The following is a 16,723-nucleotide window of genomic DNA, read 5'->3' as shown; positions in this document are numbered from 1 at the left end:
TATCAGGCAGGCTTGAGGATCAACACGCCCAGCGGCGGCAGGTTGAGCGCCAGCGACAACGGCTGCCCATGGCTGGTGACGGCTTCACTTACCACTGCCCCCAGGTTACCCACGTTGGACCCGGCATACAGTTCGGCATCGCTGTTGAGCAGCTCTTCCCAACGCTCGCCAAACGGCACGCCAATGCGATACCCCTCGCGCGGCACCGGGGTGAAGTTAGCCACCACCAGCAACGGCTCGCCATTGCTGCTCCAGCGCAGCCAGGCATACACGCTGTTTTGCGCGTCATCACCGATCAGCCACTGGAAGCCCTGGGGCTGGCAGTCCTGCTCATGCAGCGCAGGCACCTCGCGGTACAGGCGGTTAAGGTCGCCGACCAGGCGCTGCACGCCCTTGTGCTCAGGGTACTGCAGCAGGTACCAGTCCAGCTCGCTGTCATGGTTCCACTCGCGCCACTGGCCAAATTCACAGCCCATGAACAACAGCTTCTTGCCCGGGTGCGCCCACATGAACGTGAGGTAGGCACGCAGGTTGGCGAACTTCTGCCAGCGGTCGCCTGGCATCTTGTCGATCAGCGAGTGCTTGCCGTGCACCACCTCATCGTGGGAAATCGGCAGGATGAAGTGCTCGGAATAGGCATAGATCAGCCCGAAACTCATCTCGTTGTGATGATAAGTGCGGTGAATCGGGTCGTTCTGGATGTAGTGCAAGGTGTCGTGCATCCAGCCCATGTTCCACTTGTAGGCAAAGCCCAGGCCGCCCTGCTGGATCGGCTGGCTGACGCCGGGCCAGGCGGTGGATTCTTCGGCGATGATCAACGCGCCAGGGGCTTCGTGCGCCGCGACGCCATTGAGGTGGCGGATGAAATCGATGGCCTCCAGGTTCTCGCGCCCACCATGGCGGTTAGGCACCCATTCGCCGGCCTTGCGCGAGTAGTCGCGGTACAGCATCGACGCCACCGCATCAACACGCAGGCCGTCGATGTGGAACTGCTTGAGCCAGAGCAATGCCGAGGCCAGCATGAAGCCACGCACCTCATTGCGCCCAAGGTTGTAGATCAGCGTGTTCCAGTCCTGGTGGTAGCCCTCCAGGGGGTTTTCGTATTCGTACAGGGCCGTGCCGTCGAAGCGTGCCAGGCCGTGCTCGTCGGTAGGGAAATGCGCCGGCACCCAATCGAGGATCACGCCGATGCCGCCTTGGTGGCAGGCATCGATGAAGGCCGCGAAGTCTTCGGCACTGCCGTAGCGTGAGGTGGGCGCGAACATCGACAGGGGCTGATAGCCCCAGGAGCCGCCGAACGGGTGCTCCATGATCGGCATCAGTTCGATGTGGGTAAAGCCCAGCGCCTGCACATAGGGCACCAGGCGCTCGGCCAGCTCGCGCCAGTTGTAATAACGCGCCACCTCGCCCAGGTCATCCAGCTCGCACTGCCACGAGCCGACATGCAATTCGTAGATCGACAGGGGTGCGTTGTAGGCGTGACGTTGTGCACGCTGCGCCATCCAGTCGTGGTCTTGCCAGGGGTGGCTGAGCGCACCTGCGACCTTCGACGCGGTGCTCGGCGGCAGCTCGGTGGCGCGGGCCAGCGGGTCGGCTTTCAGCGGCAGTACGCCCTCTTTGCCCAACACTTCGAACTTGTAGGTTTCACCCACGCCAAGCCGCGGCACGAACAGCTCCCACACCCCGGCACTGTGGCGCAGGCGCATGGGGTGGCGGCGGCCATCCCAATTGTTGAAGTCACCCACCACCGACACCCGCCGCGCATTCGGCGCCCACACCGAGAAGCACACGCCGTCGATGCCATCGGCCTGCATCGGCTGGGCACCAAAACGCCCGGACAGGTCGCGGTGGTTGCCTTCGGCGAACAGGTAGAGGTCCATGTCACCCAACTGCGGGCCAAAGCTGTACGGGTCTTCGGTCACCTGCTCACCACCGGCCCAGCCGATTTGCAACAGGTAAGGCTGTGCGTCATCAAGGTGCGCGGTAAACAGCCCAGGCAAGCTGGCCTGCACCATTTCGGCGAGCACGCGGCCGTCGTGGCGCGACAGCACGCGCGCATTCAGGGCATTAGGCAGGAAGGCGCGGACCCACTGCCCGCCGGCGCCGTCGCCATGGGGGCCAAGTACCGCAAATGGATCGGCGTGCTCGGCGCGGGCCAGGGCGTCGAGGTCCCGTTGCCGAAGACCGCCGGTATCACGCGTGGTTGCATTCATCTATGACTCTCCCCAGGTACTGATCAGTCCATGCAAGCCATGCAAAGGCACGGCCAGCCAATTCGGTCGATTTTCAGCTTCGTATGTAATTTCGTACGCGGCCTTTTCCAGGCAGAACAATTCCAGCGCGGCGCGCTCGCCTTCGGCCTGTTGCCAGGCGTGGGGCATGGCAGCGGTAGCCAAGCCATAAGCCTCGACAAACGCATGGCGGGATTGGTGCAGGTAGTGCCTGGCAACCCGTTGCCGAGCCTTGCGCGCCGGGTCGGAAAGGTCCACCGCAGAGGCGTTGCGCAGAATCATCGCAGCAGCATAGTCGAAGGATCGCAGCACGCCGCTGACATCTTTGTAGGGGCTGTGACGCGCCCGGCGTTCTTCCAGTGGGCGCGCCGGTTCGCCCTCAAAATCGATCAGGTAAGCATCGCCCTGCACCACCAGTACCTGGCCCAGGTGCAGGTCGCCATGCACGCGCATCAACAGGCCGCCTTGGGCCTGGCGGGCGAGGTTGTCGATGTGCTGGGTCAGGCCGTCGCGCTGTTGCTGCAGGTCGTCGACCAACGCCTGGCTGTCGCTGTCCAGGCTGTCGCGGTGCTGGGCCAGCAGGTCGAGGGCGTGGGTCAGCTCGGCAGTGATCTGGGTGCTCCAGCGCTCGCTGTCCTGGGCATCGCTTGTGCGCGGCTGAAAGGCCGCATCTTCGGTTGGTGCTGCCAACAACACGTGCATCTCGCCCAGACGCTGGCCCAACAAGGCAGCAAAGCCATCGAGTTCGGCCAAAGCATCGGTGTGGGCTTCGCTGGCCGAACTGGTCGGTTCCATCTCGTCGCGGATGGCCCGTTCCAGGGTGTTCTGGGTCCAGGCCCAGGCATCGCCCTGATTGCTCAGGTAGCCCTGGGCGATCATCAACAAGTGCGGGGTGGCGTGCTCGTCCACGCGGCTGACCCACCCCAGCAGCGGCGAAATATTGGTAAAGCCCGCCGCAGTCAGGTAGGCGCTCATCTCAAGTTCTGGATGAATGCCTGGGTTGACCCGGCGAATCAGCTTGAGCACCACCCGATCGGCAACCACCACCGAGCTGTTGGACTGCTCGGCGCTGAGGTAGCGCACAGGGCTCTCTTCGGTGAGCCCCAGCTTGGCAAGCTGTTCGGTGCATTCGAAACGCAGCTCGCCCAAGCCATTGCCGCAGGGCAGCCGGTGGCGTTCCTGGCAGGCCCGCAGCACGGCGCGGATAAATGGCTCAAGGACGAAGGCGTCGGTGATCAAACCAACCTGTCGGCCACGGCGCACGCGCGACAATGCCAGCTGCTGGGGCAAGGCGCTGTTGATCTGCTCTTCGGGCAACAGGCCGAACGGCAGTTGGTAGTGGTTGGCGACGCCATCGCTGAGCACTTCCAGTTCGCCGAGCAATACCGGCGTGGTGGCCGTGCCAAAACGCACGCCATAACGCAGGCGAACCTGGTCGATGGGCCCTTCCTTGCCGGCGAACCAGCGCCGTTTGGGCAGGTATTGCGGCAGGATCGAGCTTTCCAACATATCGCTGGAAGGCGCCTCGAGCAGCTCTTCCAGGCGCTTGCGCAGCACCAGTGTGGTCAATTCGGGTAACCCCTCGGTGGCCTGGATATGCCAGCTGGGCATGCGGTCGTGCGACGCCAGCAGGAACCAGTAAAAAGCATAGGGCGGCAATGTCAGCAAAAACGGCAGCTGGCCGATCGGGGGAAAGGCGCTGCCGCCCAGCATCTCCACCGGTACTTTATCGGCGTATTGCGACAGCTCGAGTTCTGCGGCCTGGGCGGCGCGGGACACGTTGGCCACGCAAAGAATCACTTCGCTGTTGCCCTCTTGGTCGGTGTATTCGCGGATGTACGCGAGGATGCGCCGGTTGCTCGGTGTGAGCATGCGGATGCTGCCACGGCCAAACGCCTTCTGCTGGTTGCGCACCGCCAGCAGGCGGCGGTTCCAGTTGAGCAGCGAATGCGGGTCGTGGGACTGGGCCTCGACGTTGACTGTCTGGTAGCCGTACAGCGGGTCCATGATCGGTGGCAGCACCAGGCGCTGCGGGTCGGCGCGAGAGAACCCGCCGTTGCGGTCCGGCGACCATTGCATGGGGGTGCGCACGCCGTCGCGGTCGCCCAGGTAGATGTTATCGCCCATGCCCAGTTCATCGCCGTAGTACAAGGTCGGTGTGCCGGGCATCGACAGCAGCAGGCTGGTCAGCAGTTCGATGCGCCGTCGGTCACGTTGCAACAGCGGCGCCAGGCGGCGGCGGATGCCAAGGTTGATGCGGGCGCGGCGGTCTTCGGCGTAGTAGTTCCACAGGTAGTCGCGTTCGCGGTCGGTGACCATCTCCAGGGTCAGCTCATCGTGGTTGCGCAGGAAAATCGCCCACTGGCTGTTGGCGGGGATTTCCGGAGTTTGGCGCAGGATGTCGGTGATCGGGAAGCGGTCCTCCATGGCCAGGGCCATGTACATGCGCGGCATCAGCGGGAAGTGAAAGGCCATGTGGCATTCGTCGCCATCGCCCTCGCCAAAGTACGGGCGGGTGTCTTCGGGCCATTGATTGGCTTCGGCCAGCAGCATGCGGTCGGGGTAGTTGGCGTCGATCTCGGCACGGATCGCCTTGAGCACCCGGTGGGTCTCGGGGAGGTTTTCGTTGTTGGTGCCGTCGCGCTCGATCAGGTAGGGGATGGCGTCCAGGCGCAGGCCGTCAACACCCAGGTCGAGCCAGAAGCGCATCACCCCGATCACCGCCTTCAGCACCTGCGGGTTGTCGAAGTTCAGGTCTGGCTGGTGCGAATAGAAGCGGTGCCAGAAGTACTGGCCGGCGACTGGGTCCCAGGTCCAGTTGGACTTCTCGGTGTCGAGGAAGATGATGCGCGTGCCGTCGTACTTCTGGTCGTCATCCGACCACACGTAGAAGTCGCGTGCCTTGCTGCCCCGCTTGGCCAGGCGGGCGCGCTGGAACCACGGGTGCTGGTCGGAGGTGTGGTTGATGACCAGTTCGGTAATCACCCGCAGGCCGCGCTTGTGCGCCTCTGCGATGAAGCGCCGCGCATCGGCCATGCTGCCGTAGTCGGGGTGCACGGCTTTGTATTCGGCGATGTCGTAGCCGTCATCGCGCCGTGGCGAGGGGTAGAACGGCAGCAGCCAGAGCGTGTTGACGCCCAGTTCGGCGATGTAGTCGAGCTTGCTGATCAAGCCTGCGAAATCGCCGATGCCGTCGTTGTTGGCGTCGAAGAACGACTTGATGTGCAGCTGATAAATCACCGCGTCCTTGTACCACAGCGGGTCATCGATGAAGGCTGCTGGTCGGGAACGCTTGGCCATGGGTGACTCCTTTCAGTTCTGCAAGACCGGATAGTCTTCGTGGGGCTGCGTTGCAGCCCATTCGCGGGACAAGCCCGCTCCCACAGGATGTGTGTGGACCTTGTAAACTGTCTTGCTCACAACCCCAGGGCTTGCACTGCCCGTGTGCGTGTGTGGGAGCGGGCTTGTCCCGCGAATGGGGCGCGCAGCGCCCCCCCTAAATGGATTTCTCGATACGCCAGATACCAAACGGCTGATGCCAGGGCTCGATGCGCATCCATTGGGTCTTGCCATGCCAGGTCCAGCGGTGGCCGTTCATCAGGTCTTCGCCAACAGTGTCGGCGCTGTCGTCCAGGCCCAACTCCCACAGCGGCAGCTCGAAGCTGGCTTCCTGGGCGTTGTGCGGGTCGAGGCTGATCGCCACCAAAATGAAGTTGTCGCGCTCGGGCGTACGCTTGGCGAAGTACAGGATGTTGTCGTTCCAGCAATTGAAAAACGCCACCCCAAGGTGAGTCTGCAAGGCGCGGTTCTGTCGGCGGATACGGTTGAGCTGGGCGATTTCGGCAATGATGTTGCCGGGTTGGGTGAAATCACGCGGGCGGATTTCGTACTTCTCCGAGTCCAAGTATTCCTCTTTACCCGGCAGCGGCGTGGCTTCGCACAGTTCGAAGCCCGAATACATGCCCCACAACCCCGAACCCATGGTCGCCAAGGCCGCGCGAATAAGAAAACCCGCCCGCCCCGAGGTGTGCAGGAAAAACGGGTTGATATCTGGCGTGTTGACGAAGAAGTTGGGCCGGTAGCACAGGCTCCACGGCGGCTGGTTGAGCTCTTCGTAAAACTCGCGCAGCTCCTGCTTGCTGTTGCGCCAGGTGAAATAGGTGTAGCTCTGGGTGTAACCGACCTTGCCCAAGCGCGCCATCATCGCCGGCTTGGTGAAGGCCTCGGCCAGAAAAATCACGTCCGGGTGCTGGCTGCGCACATTGGCGATCAGCCATTGCCAGAACGGCAACGGTTTGGTGTGCGGGTTATCGACGCGGAAGGTCTTCACGCCCTCCTCGACCCAACCAACCACGACGTCGCGCAGCGCCAACCACAGCGAAGGCACGGCCTCTGGGGCATAGAAGTCGACGTTGACGATGTCCTGGTACTTTTTCGGCGGGTTTTCCGCATAGCGGATGGTGCCGTCGGGGCGCCAGCTGAACCAGCCGGGGTGTTCTTTGAGCCAAGGGTGGTCTTGCGAGCACTGGATGGCGAAGTCCAGGGCGATTTCCAGGCCATGCTCAGCGGCGGCGGCCACCAGGCGGCGGAAGTCTTCGCGGGTGCCCAGCGCTGGGTGAATGGCGTCGTGCCCGCCTTCGGGGCTGCCGATGGCGTAAGGGCTGCCTGGGTCATTGGGCTCTGCCTGCAAGGCATTGTTGCGGCCCTTGCGGTGTTTTTTGCCAATCGGGTGAATGGGCGGGAAGTACAGCACGTCAAAGCCCATGTCGCGGATCATCGGCAGGCGTTCGTGCACGTCGTTGAAGGTGCCATGGCGCTCGGGGCTGTCGGTGATCGAGCGCGGGAACAATTCATACCAGCTGGCGAACTGCGCCGCCGGGCGGTCGACGTCGACCGGGAATTCGCTGCTGCGGGTAAGGTAGCTGCGGTGCTCGGCTTCGGTCATCAGCCGTGTGGCTTCGGGGCCCAGCAACAGCGCCACCTGGTCATCCTCAGGCAGTGTCGGCAGCCGGGCCTGCAAGGCTTCGATCTGTTCACGCAAGAAGCCCTCGCTGCGCTCTGCGCCTTTGCCCAACAGAAGACGGCCTTCCTCAAGCTCCAGCTTGACCTCGACGCCAGCGTGGTACTTCTTCTCCAGGTCGTGGCAATAGGTGGCGAACGGGTCGATCCACGCCTCGATGCTGAACAGGTGCGGGCCCAGCTCAGTTGGGGTGAACTCGCCCAGCCACAGGTCATTGCCGGGTGAATGCATAGGCACGCAGTGCCAGCGTCGGCTGTGGGCCTGGCGCCAGTTGAGCATCACAGCGAGGCGGTCATGGCCGTCGCTGTAAACCTTGCTGCTGACCGCGACCGCCTGGCCGCTGATGGCCTTGGTGGCGAACATGCCGCCGTCGAGCGCAGGTTGCGTGCTTTCGATCACGATACGCGGCGCCAGCAGCGCCTGGGCCAGGCTGATGGCCTGGTCTGGGTGATCGTTCGCCATGGGCACGCTTTCGAAGGGCTCGTTTCGTGACATCGGACCTTGCTCCCTTAGGCTGGTGGCGGTAAGGGTTCAGAGCCGGGCGCGGGCGTAGGGGTTCAAATAAATTGAGCGAACGGCAGCCCCTGACAGTCAGAGCCTGCAGCACCTCTTCATTCACCCACGCGAGGTCAGGCCATGAACATTCCCATTCCACCGGAAACCCCCGATCCGAACATCGACGACCCCAGCTTGCCGCCACCCGTGCCGGAGGAGGACCCGGACGAGCTGCCGATCAAGCCGACCGTGCCGCCGACGGTGGGCGACCCGCCGAGCCAGGAGCCACCGGTGAAGGCTTAAGGGTAGACCACCGCTACTGATATTTTTGCCAGTAGCGGTGTCTGCACGTTGCTTCGATGATGAGACTCCCAACCAGAACAGGAGACTCCCCATGGAAGCAGATGTCATCTCTCCCGCTGAGCGGGCAGAGTATGAGGCCTACGTTCTGGAAAGCCTTCGGGATGCCAAGGCCGACGCGGCTCTGCTTGTCTCATCCACTGTGCTTGAAAAGTTTGATGATGACATCCTTGAAGATGCGGGTAGGGAGCTGCGCCATGCCTTTGAAACCAGTTTCAGCCAAAACTCAAATATGACCGTTGGTTTGTTGGCAGAAGCGCTGTGGTCGGCAGTGACAAAAAGGCAATTACACTGCCCCCTTGACGGGTAAACCCGCTCCCACAAGTACATCACAGCCCATGTAAGCGGTGATGTACCTGTGGGAGCGGGTTTACCCGCGAAAAGGCCAGTTCGGCCAACCTTTCAACCCGCAGATAGAGCTGAGATCTCCGCCACACTGATCTCCCGCATCCTGAACTTCTGCACCTTCCCGTCAGCGTCACCGGATACTCATCAACAAAACGCTAATACCACGGCACCCTCAAGTGGGATATGCGCGCCCAGAAAGCCAAGCCCCTGAAAGCCGTTATGGCCTTCGAATGCGCCATCAAAACTAGCATTTTTGCCAGGTGTGCACGTTCTCGACCGCGAGTAGATTCGGGTCATCGGTCCTGTCCGGACCTCTGCACGGAACGTCAAGGTCACTGCCATGAACGACATCACCTCGGCAAGCAGCAACTCAGCCCCCGCTAAACGTCCTGACGCCACTACCTACATGGGCCTGTTCACGGATGACCAGACCCGCTGTGCCCCCGGAGCACTGATGGCCAACAACAGCCGGCTGGCCTATCTAGTCCATCTCAAGGAATTGATCCTGGCGTTCGAGGTGCGGGCGAAGGCCAGCGCGTCGATCACCCTGTTGAAGCGGCGCCCCGACCTGCTGGCGCTAACACTCGACGACAAGACCACCCGTAAAATCCTGCCCAAGGTACGTCTTGTGTTGGGCCTGCTGGAAAGCCGTGCTCAAGAGGCCCTGACTGCGAAGCAATCGCTGCAGCCGACGGTTGCCAAGGGGGTGTACAACGCCAACGTGCCCTTCCACTATGCCTGGGAGTCGATCAAGGCCACCCTGGCAGCCAAAAACCTACTGATCTTGGACGTGCTAAGCAGCCCCGATGCAGGCCACCCCGCCTTCATCTTCGACAACCTCGCCCTCGCCGCCCTGCGCTCCGCCACCTTGCTGAGCAACGGCTTCGCATCACAACTGCAGGCGCTCTTGCTGAGCAAAAAAAGTCAGGACGACCTGACACTGGCGTCCACCGATACCACACAAAAGTTAACCAAAGCGCTAGGGCTTACCCGGCGGGAGTTGCGCAAGCTGTTGGCCGTCAACGCTGTCGGTAAGGGTAATACCAGCGTGAACCGCAGCGCCTATGTTGCCTCGGCAGCCGTGGCATCGAGCGCGGTGCACGGCGCGACATTCATCAACAATGCAGGCACACCGCTGTACCTCAGCGAGTCGCCGTCGGCGGAGAAGACCGTGGCGATCACCGGCCTCACGGAGGCCCACCTCGACCGCATGCTTCGCATCCTGCGCGTACAGCGTGCCCTGGGCCTGAACGCCGCAGAGTGCGATGGGCTGGTCATGGCCGCGCTACGCGCAGAGGGTCAGCAGGCAGACTACCAGCTGACTGAAAACACCCTGCGCGCCCTGGGCCAGTTCCGCCATTTGCAACAGAAATACCAGGTCACCCCCTGGCAATATGCCGCGCTTATCGATGCCATCTCGCCCTACGCTACTGACCGACAGGCGTCGTTCTACGACCAGTTGTTCGCACCGGCCAACAGTGACGAGACCAAGCCCGCAGCGCCTGTATTGTCCCTCGACGACAGTGCGTTCGATCCCCTGGCCACCAGCGGTGACGACGGGCTGACCGTGAAGCAGCTCAGCCTGGCGCTGAACCTGGACGACGCCTTGCTGCGTGTAATCCTCGGCTGGGTCACCACCGCCCAGGGCCTGGCGAAGCCAACACGGTCATTGGCGGTGGTTTCGGCCTGCTACCGGATCGTTGCCCTGGCACGCGTGTTCGGCACCTCCACCCAGCAAGGGCTGTGCCTGCTTGAGCTGTTGATGGACGAACAACCCATCTACCGCCAGCAACTGGCCGGCAAGCCGAGCTTGCTGGCGAAAACCGGCCAGGCGGACATCGTCGACGTGATCACCGGCGTGACCCAGGCCATGGAGTGGGTGCAGCAGCAAGGGATGGATACCCAGCGGCTGGCCAGGCTGCTGAGTCAACAGGTTCCCTACCTTTCGAACGCATGGGAAAACGCATTCAAGCCCAACACTACCCAGAGCCTCGACACCCTGCACGAGGCACTGCGCAACGCGCTGGGGCTTGAGGCCAAGAACCTTGTAGAGCCCCTGCTGCGTTGGGCAAAAATCGACCCCCAAACACTGACAGACAGCATCAAAGCCATTGCCCTGCAACGCGCCAAGGGCTCCACTGCACTCAGTTGCTTCACGGCCAGCGACTATCTGCAGTGGTCCACGCTGCAGCGCCACAGCGACGTGGTGAAGCTGTTCAACCTCAGCGCTAAGATGCTCATGCAAGTCTCGCTGACCCCTGGCCGGTTCGCCCTCAAAGGCAAGACGAAGAACACCTGCCGCCCCCTCGACCTCACCACCGTCTATCAATTCAGTTGCTACAAAGCTCTGCTGGCCGGGCTGGCACCGGGTCAGGGGGAGCCCGATGTATTGAAATACCTGGCCGAGTTTGACACTGAGGCCGGCGGCCCGCAGGAGGGCACCCAGGGCAATAACGCCTGGAGCGCGCTCGAACGGCTGCTCGGCCAACCCAGCGGCGCGCTCACCGCCTTGGCAGGCACGGCGCCGCCCTCGACGCTGCAGGAACTTGATCGGCTACTGCGCCTACTGGAACAGGCGAAAAAGCACAACCTTGCGGTAGACACCCTGCTCGAACTGGGCACACTTCCCAAGGCCAAGGACTACGCGCCTTTCGAGCAAGCTGCCATCGCCCTTCGCAAGGGCTGTTCCAACAAGCAGCGCAAGGCACTCGACGCACAACTGAGCATCGCCTGGCGTGACGCGCTGATGCAATGGATGATCGTCCATTGGGCGCCCAAGGACGTCGCGCGTGACTGGGTCATCAGCCCGCAGACCCTAGCCGACTACCTACTGATCGACCTGCAGGTGTCCCACGAACCGCTCACTACTCGCACACTTTCGGCCACCGCCAGCCTGCAGCGCTACCTGCATCAGATTCACTCGCACCTGGAAAACGGCTACCGCAACACCGAGATCACCAGAGAAGAACATGACGAGTGGGAAAATTTCAGCAGCAGTTACGAACGCTGGAAGCTGCGCAAGGACGCGCAAAACGAACCGCAAAACTTCATCGACCCCACCCGTCGACAGCGCAAGACCACCGCGTTCAAAGACCTGGAAACCGCACTCTCCCAGGGCAAGTGCACGGAGGATGACGTCAATATTGCGATGCTGGATTACCTCAGTTCCTTTGAGAAGGTCAGCAATATTCAGCCGATTTCGGTGTATGCCAACGGCACTTCACCGTTGAAGGATATCTATCACTTCATCGGCAAGACCAACGTCGAGCCTACCGAGTATTACTGGCGAACATTGGATATGTCCGAACGCGACAAGAAGGACGCCCCAAGTGCGCCAAGCATGCTGGCGTGGAGCGAGTGGGAAAAGATCACACTTACGGTCAACGGGCAGATGGCAGTAACCCCACTTCCCGAAGCTAAGAAATATGTCAAAGGAAATGGCACTGTTGAGGAAGAGAAGGCTAAAGAGCGAGCGTCTGACGCCGTGCAAAAACGGATTGCGGAGGACAAGCGTGATTATATCGACCTGGTCCGCCCGGTCGTTATCGCCGGGCGTCGCTATGCCGTTTGGGTGGAGCGCGATACCACCGCAATCCCGGATAAGGACAATAAACCTAGCCGCTACTACGCCCTGCGGGTCTGTTTCAGCTACCAGCAGACAGACGGTATGTGGACCCCTACCAATGAACTGTTGTGCCTGGACGGGCATGATGACAAGGGAAAATTCGAATTCGAATTATCGAAAAACAAATATCTAAAGACCAAAGAATTCAAACCTGGCTTGATGGTCATGGTTAACATTGAAGGTGATCGACTGGATGACCCCTGGTTGACCGTACTATTATTCGATGCCTCCTCGCGTACCATAACAGATGAAAAATATTTCTTTGTGATGAAGGACCTATTGTTACTGGAAAGCAAATCGCTCGACATTGACAACGAAAAAAAACCCATCCAAGAAAATTTAGCAAAAAATTGGTTTGACTTGTTCCAGGACCCACGAACGGTTCAGCACCCGTACACAGGCCCACTTATCGAGCTGCAACCGAAGGAGAATACCAAGAACCAACTGTCGTGGCTCACCGCCACGAAACAGGACACCCTGACCAAGAAATATGGTATTCCATCCTTAGGAACAATAGACATTAAAGCGCCGTTAACCAACGACCAGAAATACATCAACATTTCGGCCGAAATGCAGGATACATGGTTACCTGCAAAACTCTTTATCTCAGCCCCCTTTACAGTCATCAGATACGACTATAAAGATCTCTATGATAAGGGTGAAAAAATTGCAACTATCACAATCGAACTCCACGAAATAGCTGGCAACACGGAGCAGTACAAACTTATCGCAAAGGCAACTTTCCTATCAAAAAGCTGCTATAAATCCAATAAAATAATCCTTTCCATTTCTAACCCACCAACAGACACAACACATCCAACATATCCAACTACACTAATTGCGTTTTCACTTGAAAGCACTCTAGCTCAACAAGAGTTCCACAAAACCATAGATAAAAAAATCGCTCAAAAACTTCATACGATCAATTACTTAGAATACGATATATATGGGCCTGCCATAAATAATTCCGTACATAGCCGTGCAGAACTTATAACAAAATCATACAAACAAACTGTTTTCTCACGTCTAAGGTCGAAACTAACCATTTCACCCTCCAACGCAACCCATGCAACCTGGACCCTACCTAAAGAAGAGTTGCAACGGCTCAAGACCCCTGCTCTTAGCCAACTCAACACTCTCCCCAGCCAAGACCCAACTCTCTTCAATTCTTTAAAGCAAGCACTATTAAAAACCCGCTACACGACGCTGTCCGAATACCACTCACAACTCGGCACCTCCGAAAGCACCAATGACCAAGGCCGCTTGGCTTATGGCGAAGCCATTGCCCGGGCTCGAAAATCAACGCTCAGCAGTGCGGCCGACGCTATCACCGCTTTTATCAACAAAGAAGTCGAGGAAATAAAGCAGGCAGACAGTACCTTGCCAGAAGACCTGTTAAATGCTGCACTTCGGCTGCGGCACTTCCACCCTGAAAGCTGTCTAAAAATACTGCTTTACCTCGACCCTACGCACATCATGGTCTTCGAGGACGTGCTGCTTAAAAATGACCAATCTCAGGCCCTTTGCCAATACCCAATTAATCGGGATATCACTGAACTCACGCTCAAACTTGAAGTCTTTGATGAAGCGTTCGACGACGAATCGCTCGCCTCTGTGCAAGAAGTTTACACCTTGATAAGCGAACGGGATGATTCTGTGCCCAGCGTGTTCATCAGGCGTAACGACCAGCAGGCACTGTATCTTGACCTGTCTGAAGCCAATCAGAAAGCAGTCACAGAGGACAAACTGAGCGTCCAAAGCCTGCGCCTCAACACCTTGTTCGGTAAACAACTGGTAGCCTTGGCCACCCAGTCGTTTCAGCAGGCCCTGTCGTGGAAAGCCCAGCATCTGACAGAGCCACGCCTGGAACCCGGTAGCTCGGCCACCACGGTCGACTTCCGCAGCGCCAATGGCCTCTACTTCTGGGAACTGTTCTTCCACGTCCCGTTCCTGCTTGCTTGGCTGCAACGCCAGAACCGCGAATACCGCCTGGCTTGGCATTCGTGCACCCGCCACCTGTTCGACCCGTACCGCACCTGGGCACCCGACGATGATAACCCACCACGGCACTGGCTCACCGAACCACTGCTCGACCTCAACACCTATGCAACCGCCGACAAATTAAACGACCCCTACCGGCTGGCCTACGCCGAACCGGAGAGATACCGGAAGGCACTGCACCTGTTCGTGGTGGAAAACTGGCAACGCCAGGGTGACGACCAGTACCGCATGCTCAACCCCGATTCACTGGTCGAGGCTGCCCTGTGTTACGACAAAGCCCTGCGCTTAATCGGCGTGCTGCCGGAGAACCTATCGAGCGCACCCACTCAAGCACCCTCGCTGGCCGATGCCTGCACAAACGCCTTCACACCACCGCTCAACAACAAACTCGTCGAGCTACGCAATTTGCTGCGCAATCGCCTCTTCAACCTGCGCCACGGCCTGACCCTGGATGGCAAGCCGGCCTCGATCATGCTCGACCCCAACGTCATCGGCCTGCTCGCCTTAGGCCATGGCAACGCAGAGCAGGACCAAAGCAGCACGGTGACCGTTGCCCGGGTGGTGCCACCCTGCCGTTACGAGGAAGTACGCAAATGCGCAGGAGAGGCCGTGTTGCAGTTGATCGAGCTGGGGCAGACACAGCTGCGGCTCTATGAAAGTGAGGCGGCACAAAAACTCGCCCTGGCCAGCAAGAAACATATCATCAAGCTGCTGGAATTCCCCTGCCGCCTGCAAGAGCAGGCGCTGGAACTGGCCAAGCGCGAGCGGGATACCGTAATGGCGAGTCAGCAGATGGTGCTGAAAAAGCAAGCCTACTACCAAGGGCTGGTGAATGAAGGCATCACCGATCTGGAAACCGCGTCCATGGCACTCGGCGGTATAGCCCAAGGATGCTATGCAACCTCGATTCCATTCCAGACCACGGCCGGTATCCTAGACACGATTCCCAAAATCTTCGGCATGGCGTTCGGCAAAGCCGAGCCTAATCAAGGGACGGCCAGGATAGCGATAACTTTCGAAATGCTGGGCAAGATATCGGAATTGGTGGGCGACGACTTGCGCTTGCGCGCCGAATACCAACTGCGCTCTCAGCAATGGCAGTTCGAAGCTGAACAGGCGTCGTTCGAGCTGAAGGTCATCGACAAGCAATTACGAGAGGGTGACATCCGTGTCCGCGCCGCGTCCATCGCCATGGAAGAGGCCCGCACCCGCCTAGCGGCTCACCGCACCGAACATGAAATTATGACTTCCGTATTCACCAGCTACCCGACGTATCTCTGGCTGATCGGGCGCATGGCGGATATCTACAGCAGCGCCTACGATGCCACCCTCTCGTTGTGCCTGCTGGCCGAAACGTGCCTGCAGTACGAACTGGGCGAGTTCAGCAAAACCTGGATCAGAACCGATAGCTGGCTCGACAACTGGCGTGGGATGCTCGCCGGCGAGGCACTGGAGCGCGATCTGATGGAGATGGACTTGGCCGCCATTCGTGAGAACCATCGGCCACTTAATATTCACGCTGAGCTCTCCCTGGTGAAGGACCTCGGTTACAGCGAGGAGACACTTCAAAAGGCACTGAAAACGGACGTGATTCTTTTCGACTTGGCCTCCCGCCATTTCGACAATCACTACCCCGGCCATTATATGCGCAGGATAGAGCGTATATGGCTGACGTTCTCATACAATGGAGTCAGTAAACCCATTTCGCCGTCGGGCATGCTCTACCAGACCTCCAACAAGGTTTTGCTAAAGGATGATCTCGACGGCGCGGAGCACCTTTACGACACCAACAAAGGCGACCCAAAAAAAGTAAAGCTAGACCTGCGCCCCAACCAGAAGGTTGCAATCTGGTCACATAAAGAAGAATTCACCAACTATGACCTGCAACCCTCAATGCCCGATGAGTCTCGCTACCAGCCGTTCGAAGGTACCGGATTGCTTTCCAGCTGGAAGCTTGAATTTCCGGATGGTGCAAAAAACAACCCCAGTTTTTTTGTCGGTGACGACTGTAAGCTCGAGGATATTAACGTGCATGTCATCTACTCCGCGCTGGACGGCTCGGCCGACTTTCGTAAGGATGTGAAGAAATTACTGCAGGAAACCTTCCCCGCCTCGACTAAAAATCCATCGGGAACGAAGATTGCGTACCTGGAAAAAAATATGAACAAGGAAATCAGAATCACCCGATGGACAGGGAACGGCAACGCCTATTACGACCGTGGCACCCTGATCAATATCGACAAAAAAAATAATACGTTCACATTAAAAAGCGAGGTCTATGACGAAAGCTACACATTCCCCATAACAGATGCGCCACTTAATTGAGAACCCATCACGCTCAACGGCCCCGGGCCGTAAACAGGTTATGCATTTAAACCAACGCGAGGACACAACAATGAGTACAGAAAAAACAACACTTGAGGCATTCAAGATATTCTTAGACAATCAGCTAGCCTATACAGGCGAAATCGACGAGACCACATCGCTCTTGGACATTAACGGAAATGGTAAACGCTGGATCATAGCCCTGCTTAGTGAGTTCAATGAGCTCGACATTTCCGTTAGCGAACTGTCCGAACTTGAGACCGTTGGTAAATTGCTGAATAAGATAAACGGGACTGAATAGCCCCCGTGCACCAGGCT

The 16,723-nt window shown here is 59.0% G+C and carries 7 protein-coding genes; 4 read left to right on the top strand and 3 right to left on the bottom strand.

Features of this window, described 5'->3' with window-relative positions; genetic code table 11:
- Nucleotides 1–2: 2 nt before the first annotated feature.
- The 3 genes from glgB to AB7M33_RS17955 form a co-directional block, all read right to left on the bottom strand.
- A complete protein-coding gene (glgB, locus tag AB7M33_RS17965) occupies nucleotides 3–2,213 on the bottom strand; it encodes a 1,4-alpha-glucan branching protein GlgB (RefSeq protein WP_099454766.1) in 2,211 nt (736 codons plus the stop codon).
- A complete protein-coding gene (gene treS / locus AB7M33_RS17960; RefSeq protein ID WP_454243223.1) occupies nucleotides 2,214–5,531 on the bottom strand; it encodes a maltose alpha-D-glucosyltransferase in 3,318 nt (1,105 codons plus the stop codon).
- 196 nt (nucleotides 5,532–5,727) lie between these two features.
- Nucleotides 5,728–7,746, bottom strand: a complete 2,019-nt coding sequence (locus tag AB7M33_RS17955; RefSeq protein ID WP_454243222.1) for an alpha-1,4-glucan--maltose-1-phosphate maltosyltransferase — start codon at nucleotides 7,744–7,746, stop codon at nucleotides 5,728–5,730.
- 141 nt (nucleotides 7,747–7,887) lie between these two features.
- Between AB7M33_RS17955 and AB7M33_RS17950 the strand changes: the two genes are divergently transcribed.
- The 4 genes from AB7M33_RS17950 to AB7M33_RS17935 all read left to right on the top strand — a co-directional run bounded on the left by AB7M33_RS17950 (nucleotide 7,888) and on the right by AB7M33_RS17935 (nucleotide 16,706).
- Complete coding sequence (locus AB7M33_RS17950; protein WP_003251307.1) at nucleotides 7,888–8,049, top strand: hypothetical protein; 162 nt, start codon at nucleotides 7,888–7,890, stop codon at nucleotides 8,047–8,049.
- 91 nt (nucleotides 8,050–8,140) lie between these two features.
- Nucleotides 8,141–8,416, top strand: a complete 276-nt coding sequence (locus AB7M33_RS17945; protein WP_454243221.1) for a hypothetical protein — start codon at nucleotides 8,141–8,143, stop codon at nucleotides 8,414–8,416.
- A gap of 378 nt (nucleotides 8,417–8,794) precedes the next feature.
- Entirely contained in the window at nucleotides 8,795–16,405 is a 7,611-nt protein-coding gene (locus AB7M33_RS17940) for a Tc toxin subunit A-related protein (RefSeq protein WP_454243220.1), read from the top strand.
- A 70-nt stretch (nucleotides 16,406–16,475) separates the two neighbouring features.
- Nucleotides 16,476–16,706 (top strand): hypothetical protein, encoded by a 231-nt coding sequence (locus AB7M33_RS17935; protein ID WP_454243219.1) that lies wholly within the window; start codon nucleotides 16,476–16,478, stop codon nucleotides 16,704–16,706.
- The last annotated feature ends 17 nt before the right edge of the window (nucleotides 16,707–16,723 follow it).

The sequence above is a fragment of the Pseudomonas sp. Y3 TE3536 genome (assembly GCF_053629175.1).
Note: the sequence above shows the minus strand (reverse complement) of the source record. Positions and strands in the feature narration are given on the sequence as shown.

Bases quoted from the DNA above. Each gene is read 5' to 3' on its own strand.
- treS (WP_454243223.1), bottom strand. From the start codon at position 5,531: ATGGCCAAGCGTTCCCGACCAGCAGCCTTCATCGATGACCCGCTGTGG.
- AB7M33_RS17935 (WP_454243219.1), top strand. From the start codon at position 16,476: ATGAGTACAGAAAAAACAACACTTGAGGCATTCAAGATATTCTTAGAC.
- glgB (WP_099454766.1), bottom strand. From the start codon at position 2,213: ATGAATGCAACCACGCGTGATACCGGCGGTCTTCGGCAACGGGACCTC.
- AB7M33_RS17940 (WP_454243220.1), top strand. From the start codon at position 8,795: ATGAACGACATCACCTCGGCAAGCAGCAACTCAGCCCCCGCTAAACGT.
- AB7M33_RS17945 (WP_454243221.1), top strand. From the start codon at position 8,141: ATGGAAGCAGATGTCATCTCTCCCGCTGAGCGGGCAGAGTATGAGGCC.
- AB7M33_RS17955 (WP_454243222.1), bottom strand. From the start codon at position 7,746: ATGTCACGAAACGAGCCCTTCGAAAGCGTGCCCATGGCGAACGATCAC.
- AB7M33_RS17950 (WP_003251307.1), top strand. From the start codon at position 7,888: ATGAACATTCCCATTCCACCGGAAACCCCCGATCCGAACATCGACGAC.